Source organism: Nocardia elegans NBRC 108235, assembly GCF_001612845.1.
Taxonomy (GTDB): Bacteria; Actinomycetota; Actinomycetes; order Mycobacteriales; family Mycobacteriaceae; genus Nocardia; species Nocardia nova.
Genome location: NZ_BDBF01000015.1, coordinates 70960 through 92290 on the forward strand (window position 1 = coordinate 70960; position 21331 = coordinate 92290).

The 21331-nt window shown below is 69.7% G+C and carries 16 protein-coding genes; 10 read left to right on the top strand and 6 right to left on the bottom strand.

The features are described from left to right. Positions 1-42: 42 nt before the first annotated feature. The 3 genes from NE2_RS12715 to NE2_RS12730 all read right to left on the bottom strand — a co-directional run bounded on the left by NE2_RS12715 (position 43) and on the right by NE2_RS12730 (position 7531). Positions 43-2928: an AfsR/SARP family transcriptional regulator gene (locus NE2_RS12715; RefSeq protein ID WP_233429763.1), complete on the bottom strand. Its 2886-nt coding sequence runs from the start codon at positions 2926-2928 to the stop codon at positions 43-45. 475 nt (positions 2929-3403) lie between these two features. Further along, a complete protein-coding gene (locus NE2_RS12725) occupies positions 3404-4162 on the bottom strand; it encodes a Mut7-C RNAse domain-containing protein (protein WP_063026178.1) in 759 nt (252 codons plus the stop codon). A 96-nt stretch (positions 4163-4258) separates the two neighbouring features. Beyond that, entirely contained in the window at positions 4259-7531 is a 3273-nt protein-coding gene (locus NE2_RS12730) for an arabinosyltransferase domain-containing protein (protein WP_233429764.1), read from the bottom strand. 401 nt (positions 7532-7932) lie between these two features. Between NE2_RS12730 and NE2_RS12735 the strand changes: the two genes are divergently transcribed. Together NE2_RS12735 and NE2_RS12740 are read left to right on the top strand one after the other, a co-directional pair. Beyond that, the gene (locus tag NE2_RS12735; RefSeq protein ID WP_063026180.1) at positions 7933-8889 is read left to right on the top strand and encodes a TIGR03564 family F420-dependent LLM class oxidoreductase; all 957 of its coding nucleotides are present in this window, start codon (positions 7933-7935) and stop codon (positions 8887-8889) included. Continuing rightward, positions 8886-10010: a CaiB/BaiF CoA transferase family protein gene (locus NE2_RS12740; RefSeq protein ID WP_084494000.1), complete on the top strand. Its 1125-nt coding sequence runs from the start codon at positions 8886-8888 to the stop codon at positions 10008-10010. The genes NE2_RS12735 and NE2_RS12740 overlap by 4 nt, the downstream gene beginning before the upstream one ends. Before the next feature lie 66 nt (positions 10011-10076). Here NE2_RS12740 and NE2_RS12745 read toward each other — a convergent pair whose 3' ends face one another. Continuing rightward, positions 10077-11123, bottom strand: coding sequence for a ferredoxin--NADP reductase (locus tag NE2_RS12745; RefSeq protein ID WP_063026125.1), 1047 nt, complete (start codon positions 11121-11123; stop codon positions 10077-10079). A gap of 73 nt (positions 11124-11196) precedes the next feature. On the opposite strand from NE2_RS12745, the gene NE2_RS12750 reads away from it, so the two are divergent. From NE2_RS12750 to NE2_RS12770, 5 genes are all read left to right on the top strand, one after another. After that, positions 11197-12600: a class I adenylate-forming enzyme family protein gene (locus tag NE2_RS12750; protein ID WP_063026126.1), complete on the top strand. Its 1404-nt coding sequence runs from the start codon at positions 11197-11199 to the stop codon at positions 12598-12600. After that, complete coding sequence (locus NE2_RS12755; RefSeq protein ID WP_063026182.1) at positions 12578-13483, top strand: acyl-CoA dehydrogenase family protein; 906 nt, start codon at positions 12578-12580, stop codon at positions 13481-13483. The genes NE2_RS12750 and NE2_RS12755 overlap by 23 nt, the downstream gene beginning before the upstream one ends. Then, positions 13470-14558, top strand: coding sequence for an acyl-CoA dehydrogenase family protein (locus NE2_RS12760; protein ID WP_063026127.1), 1089 nt, complete (start codon positions 13470-13472; stop codon positions 14556-14558). The genes NE2_RS12755 and NE2_RS12760 overlap by 14 nt, the downstream gene beginning before the upstream one ends. A 1-nt stretch (position 14559) precedes the next feature. Next, the gene (locus NE2_RS12765; RefSeq protein WP_063026128.1) at positions 14560-15339 is read left to right on the top strand and encodes an enoyl-CoA hydratase/isomerase family protein; all 780 of its coding nucleotides are present in this window, start codon (positions 14560-14562) and stop codon (positions 15337-15339) included. Between the two features lie 89 nt (positions 15340-15428). Beyond that, positions 15429-16241, top strand: coding sequence for an LLM class flavin-dependent oxidoreductase (locus NE2_RS12770; RefSeq protein WP_063026183.1), 813 nt, complete (start codon positions 15429-15431; stop codon positions 16239-16241). A 35-nt stretch (positions 16242-16276) separates the two neighbouring features. On the opposite strand, the gene NE2_RS12775 is transcribed toward NE2_RS12770, so the two are convergent. Then, complete coding sequence (locus NE2_RS12775) at positions 16277-17026, bottom strand: SDR family NAD(P)-dependent oxidoreductase (protein WP_063026129.1); 750 nt, start codon at positions 17024-17026, stop codon at positions 16277-16279. After that, positions 17023-17787 carry an SDR family NAD(P)-dependent oxidoreductase gene (locus tag NE2_RS12780; RefSeq protein WP_063026130.1) on the bottom strand — a complete coding sequence of 255 codons (765 nt, stop codon included), beginning with the start codon at positions 17785-17787 and terminating at the stop codon, positions 17023-17025. Before NE2_RS12780 ends, NE2_RS12775 begins: the two co-directional genes overlap by 4 nt. A gap of 53 nt (positions 17788-17840) precedes the next feature. Between NE2_RS12780 and NE2_RS12785 the strand changes: the two genes are divergently transcribed. Genes NE2_RS12785 through NE2_RS12795 form a run of 3 tightly spaced genes read left to right on the top strand, consistent with a single transcriptional unit; the run spans position 17841 to position 21323 of the window. Beyond that, positions 17841-19277 carry a class I adenylate-forming enzyme family protein gene (locus tag NE2_RS12785; protein ID WP_063026131.1) on the top strand — a complete coding sequence of 479 codons (1437 nt, stop codon included), beginning with the start codon at positions 17841-17843 and terminating at the stop codon, positions 19275-19277. Then, positions 19270-20415: a thiolase family protein gene (locus NE2_RS12790; protein ID WP_063026132.1), complete on the top strand. Its 1146-nt coding sequence runs from the start codon at positions 19270-19272 to the stop codon at positions 20413-20415. The genes NE2_RS12785 and NE2_RS12790 overlap by 8 nt, the downstream gene beginning before the upstream one ends. After that, positions 20412-21323 carry an ArgK/MeaB family GTPase gene (locus tag NE2_RS12795; RefSeq protein ID WP_063026133.1) on the top strand — a complete coding sequence of 304 codons (912 nt, stop codon included), beginning with the start codon at positions 20412-20414 and terminating at the stop codon, positions 21321-21323. Before NE2_RS12790 ends, NE2_RS12795 begins: the two co-directional genes overlap by 4 nt. Positions 21324-21331: the final 8 nt, after the last annotated feature.

Genomic DNA, 21331 nt, shown 5'->3' on the forward strand with positions numbered 1-21331 from the left:
TGGTGAACGTCTTCAGCACACCGCGCCCCGCTTAGCGCGAACTTAGCCCCCGCTCAGCGTCCTCGTCGGCTCGGCGCCCACCGCGCTCACCAGTGCGTTCACCTCGGCGCGTGTCATGACCGCGCCGGCCGCCAGACCCGCGTCGAATTCCCGCTCGGACAGCGCCGTCCGGACCGCGGCGGCCTCGCGGGGCGCATCCGTCGGATCCATCGCCTCCGGAAGGAATCCGATCCGACCGCCGAGTGCGCGCACGGCCCCGAGCAGGCGGGCACCGTCGTCGGCGCGGCCGCTGCGCGCGGCGATCGCGGCGGCCAGATGCACCATCACCAGCCACGAGGTGACGTCGCCGTCCGATTCCAGCGCGGTCTGCATGGTGCGCAACGCCGTGCGAGCATCGGTCGGATCGCCGGTGTCCATCGCGCAACGAGCCAGCGTCCACGACGCGGAGGCGACCGGCCAGCGGTGGCCGCATCGCTCCGCGACCGATACCGCCTCCCGCAGCGCGTCCCGTGCCGCGTCGAGGCGGTTCACGAATCGCAGGATCATGCCCTCGATCATGAGCGCCTCGGCCAGCTGCCACGGATGGCCGGCCGCACTCACCTCGGCGACGGCGGCACGGGCGGCGGACGCCGTCGCGGGCGACGCCGTGACCACGGCGTGCATGTAGGTGGTCCACGTCCGCATCCATGCGGCGGTGGCGTGATCGCCCGCGTCCGTCGCGACCCGGGCGGCTCGCTCGGTCGATTCCGCGCCCCGGACCGGATCGCCGGACAGGTAGTACAGGCCGCCGAGACCTGCCAGGGCGGACGCCAGTGTCGCCCCGTCGACCTCGTGTCCGCAACGCTCACACGCGGCGAGGGCGCTCGTGATCGCCTCGATGCCCTCCTCGATGAAGCCGCGCCGGTACCAGAACCAGTAGAGCGCTGCCGCCAGCCGCAAGACGTAGCCCGGGTCGCCGTCCGCGAATGCGGAGGCGATCGCGCTGCGGTGCTCGGCGACATCGGTCCCGAGCGCATCGAGCATCTGTGCCGACCGAGCGTCGCGCAGGTGGGTGGCCGCCAGCTGCGATCGCTCCAGGACGCAGCGTCGATGCGCCGCCCGCACCCGAACCAGTTCGTCGGCTTCGCAACGGGCCATAGCGAATTCGCGGATGGACTGCAACATTCGGTACCGGCGCGGCGAGGACGCCGGCTGCACTCGCAGCAGCGATCGACGGACCAGACCCGTCAGCGTTTCGAGAACCGCCAGCGGCGAGGGCGCGCCGTGCACGGCGGCTGCGGCGTCGATATCGAAACTGCCGGCGAAGACGGCGATCTCACGCAGCAGCCGGGCTTCTGCCGGGCCGAGCATGCGATAGCTCCAGTCGATGGTGTCGACCAGCCGGCGCTGGCGGGCCGGCGCGGTGCGCGCGCCGCCCGCCAGCAGGGTGAACCGGTCGGCCAGTCCGTCGGCGATCTGCTGTTCGGACAGGATCCGCAGTTGCGCGGCGGCCAGTTCCACCGCGAGCGGAATGCCGTCGAGGTCGGCGCAGATCTGTCGCACCGGTTCGCGCACCCGCTCGTCGAGCGTCCAGCCGTCGACCACACCCGCCGCGCGCGTGGCGAACAGTTCGACGGCGTCGGCCTCGTCCAGCGGCAGGACCTCGACGACGCGTTCGCCGTCGACGGCCAGCGCCTCCCGGCTGGTGGCGAGGATTCGGATGCGCGGGCATCGGCTCAACAGGACGCTCGCGACGGCGGCGACCCCGTCGAGCAGATGTTCGCAATTGTCCAGCAACAGCGTGCATTCCCGGTCGGGGAGGACGTTCGCGAGCCGATCCAGCGTTGCCGCACCGCGAACCTGGATGGCCGCGGCCACGGTGGCGGCGACCAGTTGGTCGGATTCGACCGGTGCCAGATCGACCCACCACGGCCCGTCGCCCGCCGGCAGTCGCCGGCAGGTTTCGAGGGCCAGCCGGGTCTTGCCGACGCCGCCGGTGCCGACGAGCGTCACCAGCCGGTGGGTGCGCACGGCTCGTCCGATGTCGTCGAGTGCGCCGCTGCGGCCGATCAATTGGGTGCGCGGAACCGGCATCTGTGGAGCCGACGCGACCGAGCCTTGGGCGGCCGTCGTGCGCCTCGCGGAGCCGGAGAGCAGATCCTCGTCGTGACGCAGGATCGCAGTCTCCAGTTCCCGCAGCCGGACACCGGGCTCGATGCCGAGCTCGCTGTCGAGCAGGCGGCGGATATCCCGCAGGGCGGCAAGGGCCTCGGGCTGCCGCCCGGCCCGGTAACGGGCCAGCGCCAGCAGCTCCCATACCCGCTCGTCGAGGGGGTGCGCCGACACCAGGTCCTCGGCGTCGGCCAGCGCGGCATCGGCGCGACCGGCGTCGAGTCGCAACTGCACGAGTGCCTTGCGGGCGCGCAGTTCCAGCGTGGTCAGTCTGACGATCTCGGGGCGCACGAATTCCGCATCGGCCACATCCGCGTAGGGCGCACCCCGCCAATCCGCCAGCGCCGCCTCGTATGACCTGAGACTGGCATCGAGATCACCTGTGGCACAAGCGGATTCGGCGTCGATGACGTGTTGTGCGAATCGATGCGCGTCGATCCGGTCCGCGGGCAGATCCAGCAGGTAGCGGGTGCCGCAGCGGGCGATCACGCTTCCGCCGCCGCGGCGGCGGTCGGGCTCGAGCCGGTTACGCAGCGTCGAGATCCCGAAATGCAGCGAGTTCACCGAGGGGTCCCTGGCGTCGTGCCACACCTGCTCGAGCAGTCGGTCGGCGGACACCTCGTGCGGGAACGCGGCGATCAACGCCGCCAGCAGTGTCCGCTGCCGCAAGCCCCCGAGATCGACCGGCCGGCCGCCGACGGTGGCCGCCAGCCCACCCAGTACCCGCAGCCGCAGCTGCGCACCGCTCGAATCATCCGTATCCGGGGGATCACCCACGAGTCACCTCACTACAGCTCTCGCCCGGCAATCTAACCCGGCCCCGCCCGATGACGGCGCGGCAGGGAGCGTTCCTCGGCATGCCGAGCAACGACGGTCACTTGTGATCGATGCGGCGCCGGGCGGAGAATAGGTGGTGGTAGTCCCGACTCCTGCGAAAGAACTGCGATGTCTCGAAGGATTGGTCTTGCCGTCGCGACGGCTGTCACTACGTTGACCCTGGGGGTCGCCGCCCCCGCGATCGCTTCGGCCGCGGCCCCGGCGGCCGGTACGCCGGGGACCAGCGACACAGCCCAGGCGACGCAGATTCAGTGGCTCTCCGTTTGCCTCAACCTTCCGGTCGGATCGGCGAGCGTCAGCTTCTGCATCTAGCGTGAGAGTGTGCCCGGCACCGGCGGCGCCGGTGCTGTAGAAGCCTGTTTCCGTCCCGGTGGAGGAATTGCGTCGCGTGCACGCCGGGGCGGTGTGGTTGCCTCTATCGATCCGGTCCGACCGCGGCTCGAATTCTGGTGACGAGGTCGTCGAGCCGCCGCTGGTGCGAACCCTCCCAATAGATCCGGCGGCATTCCCGGCATTGTCTGAAGGTGTCGTAGTACTTGCGGGTGAGTGGCTCGAGCCGGTCGGCGACATCCTGTTCGGCCACGTCGGTCAGCAGGCCCCCGCAGGGCAGGCAGCGGCTGAACGGCCTCAGCCGATCGGTCAGATCGAGCCGGCGGATCACCTCGACGAGCTGATCGACGGGCCGATTCGAACGCACGAATACTCCGTGGGTCACGTTGCGTCGCTTCAGGAGTCCGCGGTCGCGGGTGAGGATGATTCGGTGTTGTTCCGCGGCGGCCGTTGCCAGGGCGGCATCGTCGGTGTCCGACGGGCTCCGGGCGTCGAGGCCCATCAACCGCATGAGCCGGGCGAGCCCACCGAGATTGACGTCCACGATGAAACGCGGATCGCGCAGCGGGCGGGGACGAACCCGTGTCGCCGGCCCGATGTCGAGGGTCTCGAAGACCGGGTAGGCGGCGAGCCGATCGCCCGGCCGCGGGTGATGACCGAAGTCGACGGATTCGCCGTTCACCAGCATGAGGTCGACTTCGGTATGCGGGATGCCGGCGGCCTCGACGATATCTTTCACGGTCTGATGCGGACGGATCGGCCGCCGCTGCGCGGCGTACCGTGCGGCCGGGGGCACGAAGTCGTTCAGTTCGGCGTACACCCGCAGTTCGACACTCGCGGTCATGGAGACCATTGTCGTCCTGCTCCGGGACACGACCCGCTGTGCGGCGGCGGTGCGAGAAGCGTGAAGCCCGATCACGGCCGGGCTCCGCGGAGGCGGTCACCAGGTGTAGATATGCCCGGGTGACCACATACCGCCGTGGGTCTCCTGGGTGACCGCCGGGGTCGCCGGGACGGCCGAGGGGTCGATCGGCGTGAGGCGTTGCAGTTCGCCCCAATCCTGGTCCCAGTCGTAGGCGAGGTAGGTGGCCAGGGTTTGCGAGCGCAGCAATTGCTGACTCCAGCCCAGCGGTCCGCCGCCGGCGTGGCTTTCCCACATCGTGGTGTCGGCGGCGCCCAGGCGGTTGGGCAGGATGCGCCAGTCCGGTACCTGGGCGATGCCGTCCTTGTGGTCGAAGGGGCGCTGGCAGGGGAACTGCAGGCCCACGGCCCAGTCCAGCAGAACCGGCTGCTTCGAGCCGACCAGATCGTTCAGCGTGTGCGTCTTCGGGATGCGCGGGGGAGTCAGCGCCACCCAGCGCTGCGGATCGAGGTTGTGATCCTTGGCCACGATGCGGATCACGTTGGCCGCGGCGGGAATTCGATCCAGGGGAACGCGCAGGTTCCGCCACGACGGCGCCGGGCCGATGTCGATCGGGGTCACCCGTCCGAGTGCGTGTGCGTTCGTCGCGGAGTCGGTGGTTCCGTATTCGATCTCCACCGGTTCACCGCCGACGTATCCGTTGTTCGGGCCCACCGCCTGGATGCGCCCCGCCGCCGCGATCGAGACTATATCGCTGCGATCGTGCTGCGCGGGCAGGCGGTACCAGCCGGTGACGAGATCGGCGGGCTGCTCCTCGCCGTAGGTGCCGAGTTCCGGTGTGGTCGCCGCGTCGAGACCGTAAGGCAGTGGAGCACCGCCGGTCTGAGTGGCCGACTCGCCGGTGCCGGGTTTGTCGCCGAAGGATTTGGCGATGCTGCTGGTCTCCTCCTGCTCGTCGGGTGACATCACGTCACCGACGCCGTTCGGCACGAATCCGCGAGCGCCGTTGGAGAAGGTGGAGAACTGGTCGCCGACGAGCGGCTGCATCAGCGAGGCGTTGGGGTCGGTTTCGACCAGGACCTTGTTCGCCAGCCCGCACGGATTGCCCACTACCGCATGGATATTCGAGGAAGCCAGCGAGAATCCCGGGTATTGCGTCACCGCGCCCGCGGTGAACGAGAACACCTCGAACACCACCAGGATCGCCGCGGCCGCCATCAACGGCGGGAACTTCGCCAGGCGCCAGGCGCGCGGGGAAACCCGATGCGGCGTGCCGGGTTTCGGCGCCCGCACATGCCACCAGATCGCCAGCAGCAGGCACAGCGCGGCGATGATCAGGAATATCCGGCTGAACCCGACGCCGAGCACCGAAGGTGGCTCGTTCCACCAGGGGACACCGAAACTCGAGACCCACCACCACTGGTTGACACTGGTGAAGATCTGCGCCATCGCCAGCGCCATCACCGCCGCGAACAGGGCGCGATTGCGCGGCGAGCGCATCACGCGGGGCCCCACCGCGACCGCGGTCAGTACCGCGACTGCTCCGGCCAGACCGGCGTACACACCGTTGTGGTGGGTGAATTTCGTCGGGCAGGTCGCCATCAGCACCATGGCCCCGAATGTCACGCCGAGCAGCCGCCGCGCCGGCCCCGGGGCGGTGAACGGAATGCGCCCGCCCTTGCGCAGCAGGACGAAGACGCAGACCAGCAGGCTCAGCCACATCGCGACCATGCCGAAGCGACGGGCGATGGAGCCGTCGGCCGACGGCATGAACAGCCACTGGTAGTTCAGGTAGTCGTTGTACCAGGGGTCCGAGGGGCCGACGATGTTGTGCACGCGCTGCATCTCGAACATCGCCGAGAGCGGTTCGACGGCGAAGGCGAAGGCCAGCACCAGCATTCCGGCCGCGGCCAGCGGTGCCAGCAGCGCCCCGTACGCCCGGATCCACGCGCCGGTCGGCACCGGATTTCCGTCCTGCGCACCGGCGAGTTCGCGTGCTCTCGGGACACCGAATCCCACGGCCGAACGCAGGCCCGCGAGCAGCGGCGCCAGGCAGATGATGCCCGAGGGCGCGGCGGTGAAACTGAACGCGGCGACCAGGATCGCGAGGGCATACGGCAGCAGCCGGTGGGTCGCGATGGCGCGCTCCACGAGGCACCAGGTGAGCAGCACGCAGACGGCGACCACCGGCTCGGGCCGCAGCCCGTTGTTGTAGGGCAGCCACACGGCCAGGAAGGCCAGCGCGCCCGTCCACACCGCCACCTTGTCGTGGCGCACCGCCACACCGAGCCGCGGGATCACCTCCCGGCTCAGCGCCAGCCAGGTGACCACGGCGGCCAGCAGCGTCGGCAGTCGCATCCACGGGCTCGCGACGCTGATCTCCGACATGTGCGCGATGATGTCGTACGGCGGCGTGCCGACCGGGTTCTCCGGGACGCCGAAGAATCGGAAGTAGTTGGCCATATAACCGGACACCAGCGAGGTGCGTGCCATCCCGAACTGGTAGCCGTCGTCGGAGGTGGTGGCCCCGATGAAATGCCACAGCAGCAGCGTGGCGAAGACGACGACGTCCACGCCGGTGAACGTCCACCACCGCTGCGGCAACAGCCGCCGCAAACGCCGGCTGTCGGTGCGCTCCAGCCGGTACAGCGCGAGCAGCGCTACCAGTGTGAAGACGACAGCCAGTACTTCGGCCGCGCGCTTGAGGAAGGTCGGCGTCACCGAGAACCGGCTGTCGACCTGCGCGACGACCTTGGCGCCGTCCGCCTTGGGGAGATCGCTGAAGATGCCGACCACCTGTGGCCGCCAGTCACCCGGCGGCAAGGTGGCGCCTTCGATATCGGTTCCGGTGATACCGACCTTGGTCGACGACATATCGGCGTGCACGGTCAAGGTGCCGTCGGCGACCGCATCGATCGGCACACTCAGCAGCGATTGATTGCGCAACACGACCTCGAGTTGCGCGGGCTTTCCGTCCTGCACCGGTCGCACCCGCGCGACGAACCCGTACTTCTCCAGTTGCGGCGCACCGGCGGGCAGCGTCGACGCCAGCACGCCGCCGTGTGCGCTCAGTTGCGCCATCGACCGGCCGGGGATCGTGGCATCGAAGGTCAGCGGTGCGTAGGTGACCAATGGGGCGTCGACACTGCGGGCCGAATCGGCCTGCGGCCACGACAGGGTGGTGTGGTCCACCTTCACCGGCAGCAACGGCACCGCGAGGGCGCACAGCGCGCCCAGCAGCCCGGCGAGCAAGGCGATCGGTCCGGCCCAGTCGCCGAGCTGTCTACCCGAGGTCCTGGGTGTCGCGCCCGCAGTAGGCGCACCGTCCGCCCTCACCATCGTGTCGACCACGGTCGCCGATGCTAGCGTGACGCTTCTGTTATCCGCGATTTCGTCTCTTGTTCTCAGTCTGCACTCAGGATCGGCTGCCGGGTCGAGGTCGCGTCCCGGGGTCGCCGATGCCACCGGCCGGTGGGTTGCCGGCAGGTAGGTCACCGTTCGCGAATCGGACGTTCGATCCCCGTTCGTGGCAACGGCTTTCAGCGCAGGCCGAGTCGGATGGCCGCCCCCGGTCGAGCGCGCGGGGTGCGGGAGGGTTTGCGCAGCGATTGCGAAGGCGCCGCTCGACGGTGCGCCACCGGTTCGATAACGCATGGCCGCGCTAATGGTATTGGCATTCTCTTTTTTCGCAAGTACCGTATTCGTCAGTGGGTGACGCGGTCGCCCGGCGTAGCGGCGGGTTGGAGGTCTTCGTGCGTGTCGGAGTGATGATCGGACCGGAGAAGGGGGATTCCGCGCGCAAGCTGAGCCGGATGCTCGACGACATCGCCTGGGCCGAGGAGGCCGGGCTCGACACCGCGTGGATTCCGCAGATTCCCAGCGATTTCGACGCGCTGATCACGGTCGCGGCGATGGGATTGCGGACTCGCCGCATCGAATTGGGGACCGCCGTGGTGCCGTTGCAGGCGCAGCATCCGATCGCCTTGGCACGCCAGGCGCTCTCGGCGCAGGCCGCCGCGAGTGGGCGATTGGCGCTGGGGGTGGGCCCCTCGCATCACTGGATCGTGCGCGACATGCTCGGCTTGCCGTACGAGCGCCCGGCGGCCTATACCCGTGACTACCTGGACGTGCTGGCGGCGGGACTGACCGGCCCGGGGACCGTCGACGTCGAGAACGACACGTTCTCCGTGCACAATCCGCTCGATCTGGGCCCGGTCGCCCCGGTGCCGGTGCTGGTGGCCGCGCTCGGACCGGTGATGTTGCGCATCGCGGGGGAGCGGGCCGACGGGACCATTCTGTGGATGGCCGACGAGCGCGCGATCGCCGATCATGTGACGCCCAAGATCACCAAGGCGGCCGCCGACGCGGGCCGGACACCGCCGCGCATCGTCGCGGGACTTCCGGTCTGCCTGTGCCGGGATTCGGAGGTGGAGGAGGCGAAGGCGCGAGCCAATCGCATTCTCGGCGAGGCGGAAATCTCGCCCAATTATCAGCGCCTGCTCGAACAGGGCGATGCTCGCGACGTCGGCGACATCTGCGTGGCCGGCGGCGAGTCCGCCATCGCGGCCGGGTTGCGCCGTTTCGCCGAGGCGGGTGCGACCGATGTCTCGATCCGGCTGCTGCCGATCGGCGACACTCGCGACGAACTGATCGCCTCCAAGCGCCGCACCCGCGAGATGATCGCCGGCGTCGCGCGGGAATTGCGATGAGCACCGATGCATCTGCGGCGTCCGGCACGGGCCCGGACCGGCGAACCGGAGCGTTGGCGGAGCGCGCCAGTGCCGGTCCGCTGGCGGGGATTCGCATTCTCGAGGTCGGCACCATGCTCGCCGGTCCGTACGCGACGATGATGCTGGCGGATCTGGGGGCCGAGGTCACCAAGCTGGAACCGGCCGGCGGCGACATCTCCCGGCAGGTCGGCGACAGCTATTTCGCGAGCCTGAACCGCGGCAAGCGCAGCATCCGCCTCGACCCAGGCAGTGCGGCCGGCCGGGCACGCCTGGGTGAGCTCGTCGCGCATTCGCATGCGCTGCTGGTGAATTTGAAACCCTCGGCGATTCACCGGCTCGGCCTGACGTACGCCTCGCTGCGGGAATTCAACCCGGCGATCGTCTGCGTCGCGATCACCGGATTCGGCCTCTACGGCGGCGACGATCCGGCCTTCGACTACATCGTGCAGGCCGCCACGGGGGTCGCCGCCCTCACCGGCGATCCGTCCGGACCGCCGACCCTGCCGGGCTATTCCTCCGCCGACAACTCCACCGGCCTGACCGCGGCGCTGGGTCTGCTCGCGCAGATCGTGTCCGGCCGCGGTGGTCAGGTGGACGTCTCGCTGCGCGACGTGATGTTGTCGCAGTTGAACTATCACGCGGCGGCATATCTCAACGAGGGCAAACATCCGCAGCGGCGCCCGTTCGGCGCGCACTCGTATTACGTTCCGGCGCAGCTGTTTCCGACCGCGAACGGTTACCTGGCGTTGTTCGTCACGCACGACCGCTTCTGGAAGACCTTCGCCGCCGAGGCCGGGGTGACGGGCTTCGACACCATGGCCGAACGCGTGGGCCGGCGAGCCGAGGTACTCGCCGCGGTGACCGCCGCACTGGCCCGCGACGACGCCCGGGGCTGGGAGGCGCGGCTGCGCCCCCTGGGCATTCCCGCCGCCGCGGTCCGCACATTGCCCGAAGCGCTCGACGCCACACCCGAAGCCGTGGCCGAGGCGGGGACGTTCCGCTTGGTGACCTCGCCTATTCGAATCGACGGTTACACGCCGGAATACGGCCCGCCGCCCCGGCTGGGTGAACACGACAGCCAGGAGCCGGTGCCGAGTTGAGTCGGGTGCCGACCGGGTCGGCCTCGGCACGGAGGCGGCCGACCGGGGACGACCGCCGCCGGCAGCTCATTCGTAGTGGACGGTCACCGACTCGGTGTCCGGCACCGCTTGGCAGGTGAGGACGTAGCCGTCCTCGACCTCGTCGTCGGCGAGGGCGTCGTTCACCCGCATCGTGGCGCTGCCCTCGCTGAGCCGCGCCATACAGGTGGCGCAGTTGCCGGATTCGCAGGAGAACGGCGGAGTCAGGCCCGCGCGGCGGGCGCTTTCCAGCAGCGTCTCGCCGGCGCGGCGCGGCACCGTGGCCTTCTTGCGGTTGAGGAAGATCGTGATCGTGCCACCGGCAGCGCCGGATTCGGTTGCGGGCGTGGGGGTATCGGAGGTGGTTGCGGGTGCCGGCTCGGTCGCCGAATCGGCGAGTTCGGGGAACGGTGCGCCGAACCGTTCGCTGAAGATCACCCCCGGGCCGGGCAGGGCCGCCTCCACCATCTCCATGAATTTCTCCGGCCCGCACACATAGCTGTCACCGTGACCGTCCGCGCCGACGAAGTCGCGCACCGCCCTCGGGTCGAGCAGCCCGGCGGCACTGTCCAGATGCCGGATCACCTGGAGCCGGCCCGGAAAGCGCTCCGCCAACTCGAGCAGTGCCGCACCGAAGATCACCGATTCCGCGTCGCGGTCCGCGCACAACAGCCGCACGCGGCGCTCGGTGGTCGCCAGGGCACTCTTTGCCAGCGAGAGCACCGGCGTGATCCCGCTGCCGCCGCTGAAGCCCAGGAGCGGAACCTCGGTGGCGCGCAGGCAGAATCGGCCGGCGGGCCGGCCCATATCGATCACGTCGCCCTCGGACACGTTGTCCAGCAACCAGTTCGAGACCTTGCCTCCGGGCACCCGCTTGACCGTGGTCATCAGTTCGGAGTCGGTTTCCGGTGCGCTGGACATCGAATAGGACCGATACAGATCGGTGCCGTCGACCCGGACCCGGAAGGTGCAGAACTGTCCGGCGCGATAGGTGAGCGGGCCGTCGTGCGGGGCCAGCACGAAAGTCCGCGCATCGGCGCACTCCTTCACGATCCGGGTCACGGTCGCGGGCCGGAACATCGGGGGACTCGCCATGGAACGCCTCTCCTGGTATTAAGATTCTTATACAAAGAGAATAGCGTTCTCTTGAACGAGATGGGATTTTCTCATGACCGAGCCGACGGCGATCGTGTTCGACGATCGGCACTACAGCCTGTCGCAGCTCGACGAGCTGGCCGGCGGACTGGCCGAGACCCTGCACGCGCGCGGCGTTCGCGCGCGCAGCCGGATCGCCGTGATGTCGTCGAATCGCCCGGAATTCGTGCTCGCGGTGCTGGCGGCGTGGAAGCTCGGCGCCGCGGTGGTCCTGCTGAGCCCGGCGTGGCGGCGAGCCGAGGCCGAGCACGCGCTCGCGATCACCACACCCGGATTCGCGGTCGGCGACCATCCGGTGCTGGCGGAACTGATGCCCATGCTCGATCTCGACGACCCGATCACGCCCAGCCGCGCGGAATTCGACCCGCCGGACCCGGAATCGGATGCGGTGCTGGTGTTCAGCTCCGGCACCACCGGTCTGCCCAAGGCGGTGCGCCACACGCACGCCTCGTTCGCGGCCGCGGTGCGGGACTGGCAGCAGGTGCTGGAGCTGGGCGGCGACGACCGGATCCAGATCCTGACCCCGCCGTCCCATATCCTCGGCCTGCTCAACATCGTCACCGCGCTGCGGGTGGGCGCCTGGATGCGGCTGCATCGCCGCTTCGACCTGGAGTCGATGCTGCGCAGCATCGAACGCGACGGGATCACCGTGGAGATGGCGGTGGCGCCGATCGCGCTGGCCATCGCCTCGCATCCGCAACTGGAATCGTTCGACCTGTCCTCGCTGCGCTACATCATGTGGGGCGCGACGCCGGTGACGGTGAGCGTCGCCGAAACCGTGACTCGCCGTACGGGCGTGCGCTGGCTGCCCGCCTACGGCGCCACCGAACTGCCGGTGCTGGCCTGCAATCCGATCGAGGGCGCCCGGCTGGACACGGTGGGACGGGCCGCGCCCGGAGTGTGCCTGCGAACGGCGTCGCTCGACGACGGAAAACCGTTGCCGCCCGGGGAGATCGGGGAGATCCAGGCGCGGTCGCCGTCGCTGATGGCGGGCTATCTGCCCGACGGCGCGGACGCGGGGGTCGTCGTGGACGGCTGGTACCGCACCGGCGATGTCGGCTGGATCGACGCCGACGGCTGGGTCCGCATCACCGATCGGGTGAAGGAGATGATCAAGGTCCGCGGCTTCCAGGTCGCGCCCGCCGAGATCGAGTCCGTCCTGCACGGGCATCCCGCCGTCGCCGATTGCGCGGTCTTCGGTGTGACCGACGGCGCCGACGGCGAGGCGATTGTCGCCGCGGTGTCGGCCGCCGCGCCGGTGACCGCGGAGGAGTTGTCCGCTCTGGTCGCCGATCGCCTGGCCGGATACAAGCGGCTGCGCCGGGTGGTCTTCGTCCCCGACATTCCGCGCCTGCCGTCCGGCAAGGTGCTGCGCCGAGTCCTCGAGGAGCGCTATGGACGTCCGTCTGACCAGTGAACAGCGCCAATTGCGTGATGCCGCAGCCAAGTTGGCCGACGATCTGGGGCCCGCCTCGGTAGCGGAACTGGCCGACCGGGAGCGGATCACGCGGCTGGACAAGACCGTCGAGCTGACCGGATGGCGAGCCCTGCGCTCCGACGGCGCGTCGGGCGTGGAAGTGGCGCTGGTGGCCGAGGAATTCGCGCGCGGACTGGTCGACGTGGCATTTCTGGGTCCGGTGCTGGCCGACGATCTGCGCGGCCATCCCGCCGGGGACGAGGGGCGCTGGACGCTGGGGGTGCGTGGACGGGCCGTCGACGCGGCCGGATGTGATCGGGCGGTGGTGCTCGCCGACGGTCAGGTGCTGGCCGGCAGGCTGGGTCCCGCCGCGCAGTCGGCGGATCCGACCAGGGCGGCGGCCGACCTCGACGGGCGGCTCGAGCATATCGGGGAACTGTCGCCGGATCAGGCGTCGCAATGGCTCGCCCTCGCCCTGGTCGGCACCACCGCGGACCTCCTGGGCGCCGCCCGGGGCGCGCAGCGGCTGGCCGTCGACTACGCGAAAGTCCGTGCCCAGTACGGCAAGACGATCGGCTCCTACCAAGCCGTGGCGCATCTGCTCGCCGAATCGCAGGCCTTGATCGAGGGATCGGTCAGCGTGCTGCGCTACGCCGCCTGGGGAGTGGACGAACTGTCGCCCGACGAGGCGGTGCGCGCCGCCCGCATCGCCAAGCTCTACTGTGCCCGCGCCGCGCGCACCGTCTGCGAAACCGCCATCCAGGTGCACGGCGGCATCGGCAACACCTGGGAATGCCTGGCGCACATCTACCTTCGCCGCGCCCTGGTCTCGACCGAACTGTTTCCCGTCCGTCTGGAGGAGATCGCCCGTGGACTTTCGTGACTCACCGGCCGAGGCCGAATTCCGGGATCGGTTGCGGCGCTGGCTGTCCGAGGTCGCCGGCGACTTCCCGACCTCGGGTGACGAATACTGGGCCCGTCAGGGCGAGTGGCATCGCGCCCTGTACCGGGCCGGTTTCTTCGGATCGTCGTGGCCGAAGGAGTTCGGCGGACACGATCTGCCGCCGGTCTACGACGTGATCGTCGACGAGGAACTGGCCCGCGCGGGCGCCCCGCCGCGGCCGAGTCTGGGCTATCTGATTCAGGGCCTGGGCCGCCACGGCAGCAGGGAACTGCAACAGCGATTCCTGCCCGGCATGATCGACGGCACCGAACGCTGGTGCCAGGGCTTCAGCGAACCGGGAGCCGGTTCGGATCTCGCCGCTCTGACCACCACCGCCACCCTCGAAGGCGACCACTACGTGATCCACGGCCACAAGATCTGGACCAGCTACTCCGATGTCGCGGACTGGTGCCTGCTGCTGGCTCGCACCGATCCGCAAGCGCCTCGGCACAAGGGGATCTCGGCGTTCATCGTGTCGATGAAGCAGCCGGGTGTGCAGCAGCGGCCGCTGCGCATGATCAGCGGTATCACCACCGAATTCGGGCAGGTGAGTTTCGACGGTGCCACCGTGCCGGCCGATCGGATGGTGGGCGCGCCCGGTGAGGGCTGGAAGCTGGCGATGACCGTAGTCGGTCACGAGCGGGAGCCGTCGACTCTCGGCTACTCGGCCCGCTACGCCAAAACAGTGCGCGCGCTGGCCGACCGCGTCGACGGGCCGCTGCCCGACGAATTGACCTGGGCGGCAGTGCAATCGGAGATGTTGCGGCTGCACGTGCGGCGGCGGTTGTCCGAACAACTGGACGGCGTCTCGCACGGCCCCGACGGCTCACTCGACAAACTGCTCATGACGTGGGTAGACCAGGCCGTCGGCCATGCCGCGCTGACCGTCGCCGGCACCGACGACGCCGATATGTTCGGCACCTACCTCTACAGCCGCGCGCAGAGCGTCATGGGCGGCACCTCGCAGATTCAGAAGAACATCATCGCCGCCCGCATACTCGGATTGGGAGCCTGACATGTACGACCTGCCCGCCGAAGTCGACGTCCGGGCCGAGGGCCCGATTCGCATCATCACCTTGAACCGCCCCGACGCGCTCAACGCCGTCGACGACGCGCTGCACACCGGGCTGGCCCGGCTGTGGCCGCGACTCGGCGAGGACCGGGAGGCCCGCGTCGCGGTACTCACCGGCGCCGGGCGCGCCTTCTCCGCCGGCGGCGACTTCGCCTACCTCGGCGAATTGAGCCGCGATGCCGAGTTGCGCGCGAAAACCATTGCGCACGGCCGCGATATCGTGCTCGGCATGGCGCGGTGCCGGGTGCCGATCGTGGCCGCCGTGAACGGGCCCGCGGTCGGCTTGGGCTGCAGCCTGGTCGCCCTCAGCGATATCGTCTACATCGCCGAACAGGCCTATCTGGCCGATCCGCACGTGCAGGTGGGACTGGTGGCCGCCGACGGCGGTCCGCTGACCTGGCCGCTGCACACCAGCCTGCTGCTGGCCAAGGAGTACGCGCTGACCGGTGACCGGATCCCGGCCGAGCGGGCGCGGGAGATGGGTTTGGTCAATCACGTGGTCGCCGATCCGGTCGCCGCGGCACGCGCCTGCGCCGAGCGGATCCTCCGGTTGCCCAGGCAGGCAGTCGAATCCACCAAGCGGATCCTGAACCTGCAGCTCGAGCGCGCGGTGCTGGCCACTCTCGACTTCGCGCTCACCGCCGAGGATCTGACCTTCCAATCGGAGGATCTGCGCGCCAATCTGGCCCGGTTGTCGGCGCCGAGGAACGGCGCGAAGAAGTAGCCGTGGCAGCGATCGGTGGGGTGGAGGCAGGCCGTGCGGTGGCAGGCGGGGCGCAGTGGTATCTGTTCCTGCCGCAGATCCGGTTGGATATGGCCGAGATCGTGGCGCGGGCCCGGGCGGCGGAGGCCGGCGGATTCGACGGCATCGCCTTCATCGATCATCTGCGGGCGCCCGGCGCCGAACAGCAGCCGCTGTGGGAGGCGATGACGGTCGCCGCCTGGGTGGCCGCGCGCACCGAACGGTTGCGCATCGGTCACCTGGTGCTCTGCGACGCGCTGCGCCATCCCGCGATGCTGGCGAAACAAGCGGTGGCGTTGCAGGAGGCCAGCGGTGGCCGGTTCGAGCTGGGGCTCGGGTCGGGGTCGGTGCCGAAGGAACTGGCCGACTTCGACATCGGCCACGAGAACGGCCCGGCCCGCCGGGCCCGGTTGGAACGCACGCTGGCACTGCTGCCGCGGTATTGGTCGGGTGAGGGGGACCTCGGCCTGGCGCCCGCACCGACGTCGCGGATTCCGATCGTGATCGGCGGGTCCGGTCCCGCGACGATGGCGCTGGTGCGTCGCTACGCGGACTGGTGGAACCTGCCGGCCAACCAGCTCGACCGGCTGCGACGGTTGCGGTCGAGCGCCGGGCGGGCGCGCGTGTCGACCCAGCAGCTGGTGGGTTTCGTGGGACGCCGCGCCGATGCCGACCGGGTGCGTGAGGTGAGCCGGCGCCGATTCGGTTATCTGGCAAGCGGTTTGGTGTGTGGAAATGCCGAGGAGCTGATCGCGCACTTCGCCGCTGCCGCGGAGCAGGGTGTCGAACGGTTCTACATCTGGTTCACCGATTTCGCGCACCTGGAGACTCTCGCCGAATTCGGCGACGCGGTCATCGGTGGCATGCGCCGCGCCCGGTCGTAACGCCCGCTCGAGCTACTGTGCTCTGCCGACGACGACTATCGTTGCGCCAGCAGCACTTCCGACTGTTGGACCGATCCCGTGATGCCGCTCGCGTCCTGCCGCGCGAGCAGTACCGCGGCCTCCGCCATGGTTTCCGGCGGTTCGACCATCTCCGCCGGAATCCGCTGTCCGCCGCCACCGGCCCGCCAGCCCTCGGTGAGAACCACCCGCGACGGGCACAGACAGTTGACGGCGATATTGTCCGCGCGCAGATCGGCCGCCAGTCCCAGATACATGCGCTCCACGGCGGCCTTGGTAATCCAATAGGCGTTGGCACCGCGGTCGAGCATACCGACGCCGGTGGTCGTGCTGGCGATCATCGAACCGCCGCCGCGAGCACGCAGCAGCGGAATCGCCGCCCGGGTGACGTGGAAGACGCCGGTGAGGTTGACGTCCAGACAGCGCTGCCAGCGTGCGTCCGGGGTCGATTCGATCGGGTTCAGTGCCAGTACCCCGGCATTCGCCACCACGATGTCGACCCCGCCGAATTCGGAAACCGTTGCCGCCAAGGACGTCTCGACGGATTCCGCGCTGGTGACATCGCAGGCCACCGGCAGGGCCCGGCCGCCGGATTCGATGATCCGCTGCGCCACCGAGTGGATGGTTCCGGGCAACCGCCCCGGTTCCCGCGAGCGGGCGGCGACGGCCACCTCGGCCCCCGCCGCCGCCAGACCGTGCGCGATCGCGGCGCCGATGCCGCGGCTGGCACCCGCTACGAAAGCGACTTTTCCTGTCAGGGAGGTCATTTGGGCGGGAAGCGCAGGGCTCCGTCGAGGCGGATCACCTCACCGTTGAGGTAGTCGTTCTCCACGATGGACTGCACCAGTTGCGCGTATTCCGGGGAGCGGCCCATCCGCTTGGGATGCGGAACCTGTTTGCTCCAATAGGCTTCCAGCTGATCGGCGGCCTTACCGTAGGCGGGGGTGTTGAACGTGCCGGGTGCGATGGTGACCACGCGGATGCCCAGCGGTGACAGGTCACGCGCGGCGACCAGCGTCATGCCGACCACCCCGCCCTTGGCCGCCGAGTACGGCAACTGCCCGATCTGGCCCTCGTAGGCGGCGATCGACGCCGTGTTCACGATGACACCGCGCCGGCCCTCCTCGCCCGGTTCGGACTGGGCGATCGCCGCGGCCGAGAGTCGCAGCACATTGAACACGGCGGTGAGATAGAACTCGATCGTGGTGCGGAACCCGTCGAGCGCGAGCGGGCTGCCGTCCTTGCCGACCAAGCGGCCACCGCTGGCCGGCCCGCCGTGCGCGTCCACCGAGATGCGCAGCGGGCCCAGCGATTGCGCCTCGGCGATCGCCGCCTGCACCGACTCCTCGCTGGTGGCGTCGGTGTGCACATAGTGGATGCCGAGCTCGGCGGCCAGCTCCTTGCCCTTGTCGTCGGCGACATCGGCCACCACCACCTTGGCTCCCGCGGCGTGCAGTCGCCGCACCGTCGCCTCGCCCAGCCCCCCGGTGCCGCCCACCACGATCGCGGCGCTACCGCTGATCTCCATGACGCTGCCCTCTCTTGAAATCAACACTCTCTTACTGAGAGAATAATGTTCTCATGAACATTAGCATGATCCTCGAGATGGCGGCCTCGGCCGGAAACCGGCTGGTGATCACCGTCGACGGCCGTTCGCTCACGGCGTCGCAATTGCTGCGACTGGCGCGCCGCGCGGCCGCGGAGTTCGCCGACAGTTCGGCCGTGCTGTATCTGGGCACGAACCACCTGGCCTATCCGGTGGCGCTGTTCGGCGCCGTGCTGGCCGCGGTGCCGTTCGTGCCGCTGAACTATCGGCTCGGCGAGCAGCAGCTCTCGGCACTGCTGGCGCGGCATCCGGATGCGCGGGTGCTGCGCCCCGGGGATCTCGATGCCCTGGTGGAAACCGATGCGGCACAGCCCGATCCGGAACCGCACTCGGCCCCGTGGGACGGCGAGGCGGTGGCCGCGATCATCTACACCAGCGGCACCACCTCCGAACCCAAGGCGGCGCTGCTGCGGCACCGGCATCTGATGGCCTACCTGTTGAACACGATGGAGTTCGGCACGGCCGCGGAATCCGACGCATCGCTGGTGTCGGTCCCGCCGTACCACATCGCGGGACTCACCAATCTGCTCTCCAATCTCTACACCGGCCGCCGTGTGGTGTACCTGCCGGCGTTCGAACCGCAGCGATGGCTGGAAACCGTTCGGGCCGAGCGGATCACGCACGCCATGCTGGTGCCGACCATGCTGGCCCGCATCGTCACGGCGGTCGACGGCGCCGACGCGGCCACGCCGACGCTCGCGAGCCTGGCCTACGGCGGTTCACGGATGCCGCGGCCGGTGCTGGAACGGGCGCTGGCGATGTTCCCCGAGACCGGGTTCGTCAATGCCTACGGCCTCACCGAAACCGCCTCCTCGGTGGCGGTGCTCGGACCGGAGGATCATCGCGCCGCACAGGCCGCGACCGATCCCGCGATCCGCGAGCGGCTGAGCTCCGTCGGCCGGGCGCTGCCGGGCGTCGAATTCGACATCCGCAGTGCCGCGGGGGAATCGCTGCCGGCCGGGCAGACCGGACTCGTGTACGTGCGGGGCGAGCAGATCTCGGGAGAGTACGGTGCGCGCACCGCGCTGGATGCCGACGGCTGGTTCGGCACCCGTGACCTGGGCAGGCTGGACGAGGACGGCTATCTGTTCATCGAGGGCCGCGCCGACGACACCATCATCCGCGGCGGGGAGAACATCGCACCGGCCGAAATCGAGGACGTGCTGCTCACCCATCCCGGGATCAGCGAGGCCGCGGTGATCGGGGTGCCCGATCCGGAATGGGGGCAGCGCCTGGTCGCGGTCGTGGTAGGCGCCGGTGATCCCGAAGAGATCAAGCGGTGGGTGCGGGAGCGGATGCGGTCCTCGAAAACCCCCGACGCGATCGTGTTCCGCGCCGAACTGCCCAAGACCGAAACCGGAAAACTGTTGCGCCGCAACCTCGTCGCCGAATTGGAGAGCTCCCATGCCTGAAGCCGTCATCGTCTCCGCCGTGCGGACCCCCATCGGAACCGCGCGCAAGGGCACGCTGCGCGACACCAACGCCTTCGACCTCGCCCACCATGTGGTCGCGGCGGTCGCCCGTGATATCGACCCGAGCTGGGTGGACGACGTCATCCTCGGCGAGGGCCGCTACGGCGGCGGGGTGCTGGCCCGCCACGCGGCGGTGACGGCCGGGCTCACCACGGTACCGGGACTGGCCGCCAACCGGCACTGCGCGGCGGGAATGGCCGCGGTGCAGAGCGCGGCGGCCGGAATCCGTTCGGGGATGGACGAACTCGTCCTCGCCGGTGGCGTGAATTCCGATTCCACCGGGCCCCAGGTGCGGTTCCGGGTCGGTGCGGACGAATGGATCGACCCGTGGGTCTCGCCGTCGCATCCGGACCGCCCCGACGCGCCCAATCTGGACATGTCTATCACCGTCGGCTGGAATACCGCGGTCAAGGCGGGAATCTCGCGCGAGGAGATGGACGCCTGGGCCCTGCGTTCGCATCGCAACGCGATCGCCGCCATCGACGAAGGGCGGTTCAAGGAGGAGATCGTCGCGATCGAGACGCCGCACGGCGAATTCTCCGTCGACGAACATCCGCGCCGCGACACCAGCCTGGAGCGGCTCGCGGGCTTGAAGGTGCTGCATCCGGAGATCGAGGGGTTCTCGATCACCGCGGGTAACGCCTCGGGATCCAACGACGGCGCCGCCGCGCTGGCCATCGCCTCGGACCGGCTGGGCCTGCCCGCGCTGGGTGTCATCCGTTCGTGGGCCTCGGTGGGCGTGGACCCCGCCGACACCGGCCTGGCGCCGATCGAGGCGATCACCAAAGCGGTTGCGCGGGCGGGTATCTCACTGTCCGAGGTGAAGCTGATCGAGATCAACGAGGCGTTCGCCTCGGTCCCGCTGGCCGCGGTCAAGGCGCTGGATCTGGATCCCGAGCGGGTGAACTACAGCGGCAGCGGCTGCTCGCTGGGACATCCCGTGGCAGCCACCGGCGCCCGCATGATCGTCACCCTGGTCCACGAATTGCGCCGTCGCGGCGGCGGATTCGGTATCGCGGCGCTGTGTGCCGGGGGTGGTATGGGATCGGCGACCGTGATCGAGGTGCCCGCTCCGTGACCACCGCCGGGCGTGAGGCCAAACGGCTGCTCGCCGCCGCCCGGGAGGGTTCCCTGCGAGCCACCGGGCGGCTGCTGAGCATGGTCGAAAACGGCAGCCGGGACGAGGTTCTCGCGCTGCTCGGCTCGGTCGCCACGCCTCGGGTGCTGGGCGTCACCGGCCCGCCGGGCGCCGGAAAATCGACCACGGTCGCGGCGCTGGTCGGCACGTATCGAGCACAGGGCGCGAGGGTCGCCGTCCTCGCGGTCGATCCGTCCTCGCCCTACAGCGGCGGCGCCCTGCTCGGAGACCGCATCCGCATGTCGGCCCATGTCGGCGACCCCGGTGTGCTGATCCGCTCGGTGGCCACCCGCGGGCATATCGGCGGCCTGGCCGCGGTGGTGCCGGCCGCGATCCGGCTGCTCGCCGATCTCGGCTACGACCGGATCGTGGTCGAGACGGTCGGGGTCGGGCAATCGGAGATCGAGGTCGCGGCGGTCGCCGATCCGACCGTGGTCATCCTGAATCCCGGTGCGGGAGACGCGATTCAAGCCGCCAAGGCGGGGCTGCTGGAGGTCGCCGACATCCTCGTGGTGAACAAGGCCGACCGGCCCGGCGCCGACCGGACGGTGCGGGAACTGCGCGGCGAATCGTCGGCCCCCATCCTGACCCTTGTCGCGGAGAACGGCACCGGGGTGCCCGAACTGGCCGAGGCCATCGACGCGCACCAGCGCAGCGACAACCCCGAACGCCGCGCCGCCCGCGCCCGGGTGCAGATCCTGTCGCTGGTGCACACCCGCGTGCGAGCCCATCCCGACCTGGCACGGCTGGCCGAGGAAGTCGCCCGCGGGAGCCTGGATGCCTACACCGCCGCGGAGCGGCTGGTGCCACGTTCGCCCGCGGTCCCGGCACCGGCCATCCGGTGGTGAGGGCGGCA

Excerpts from the sequence above, each read along its gene's own strand:
- NE2_RS12785 (WP_063026131.1), top strand. The coding sequence starts at position 17,841 with ATGAACATTAGCATGATCCTCGAGATGGCGGCCTCGGCCGGAAACCGG.
- NE2_RS12770 (WP_063026183.1), top strand. The coding sequence starts at position 15,429 with ATGGCCGAGATCGTGGCGCGGGCCCGGGCGGCGGAGGCCGGCGGATTC.
- NE2_RS12745 (WP_063026125.1), bottom strand. The coding sequence starts at position 11,123 with ATGGCGAGTCCCCCGATGTTCCGGCCCGCGACCGTGACCCGGATCGTG.
- NE2_RS12750 (WP_063026126.1), top strand. The coding sequence starts at position 11,197 with ATGACCGAGCCGACGGCGATCGTGTTCGACGATCGGCACTACAGCCTG.
- NE2_RS12725 (WP_063026178.1), bottom strand. The coding sequence starts at position 4,162 with ATGACCGCGAGTGTCGAACTGCGGGTGTACGCCGAACTGAACGACTTC.
- NE2_RS12765 (WP_063026128.1), top strand. The coding sequence starts at position 14,560 with ATGTACGACCTGCCCGCCGAAGTCGACGTCCGGGCCGAGGGCCCGATT.
- NE2_RS12775 (WP_063026129.1), bottom strand. The coding sequence starts at position 17,026 with ATGACCTCCCTGACAGGAAAAGTCGCTTTCGTAGCGGGTGCCAGCCGC.
- NE2_RS12790 (WP_063026132.1), top strand. The coding sequence starts at position 19,270 with ATGCCTGAAGCCGTCATCGTCTCCGCCGTGCGGACCCCCATCGGAACC.
- NE2_RS12740 (WP_084494000.1), top strand. The coding sequence starts at position 8,886 with ATGAGCACCGATGCATCTGCGGCGTCCGGCACGGGCCCGGACCGGCGA.
- NE2_RS12780 (WP_063026130.1), bottom strand. The coding sequence starts at position 17,787 with ATGGAGATCAGCGGTAGCGCCGCGATCGTGGTGGGCGGCACCGGGGGG.
- NE2_RS12755 (WP_063026182.1), top strand. The coding sequence starts at position 12,578 with ATGGACGTCCGTCTGACCAGTGAACAGCGCCAATTGCGTGATGCCGCA.